The organism is Peribacillus sp. SIMBA_075 (genome assembly GCF_046534585.1).
Map to the genome: position 1 here is coordinate 1 of NZ_JAWRYN010001170.1, position 251 is coordinate 251.

1 protein-coding gene is annotated in these 251 nt (G+C 51.0%); it reads right to left on the bottom strand.

Annotation, left to right across the window (positions count from 1 at the left end):
* On the bottom strand, positions 1-251 hold a 251-nt coding region (locus tag SB775_RS32000; protein WP_410865315.1), incomplete at both ends, for a pantoate--beta-alanine ligase.

The window sequence follows — 251 nt, forward strand, 5'->3', positions numbered from 1 at the left end:
GTGCTCTCTCATCCGGTGACAAGTATACATTGCGGGAGCTCATAGCAAGACCGTCCGCCTCGCGAATAATCGGACAAGGCACAATCTGGATCGGCATAGACAAATCCGCTACCATCTGGGTAATAACCGCTACCTGTTGGGCGTCTTTTTGTCCGAAGAAAGCATAATCAGGCTGGACGATCTGAAATAATTTGGTGACAACGGTCGCTACACCATCAAAATGACCGGGACGGGAAGCCCCGCACAATGGT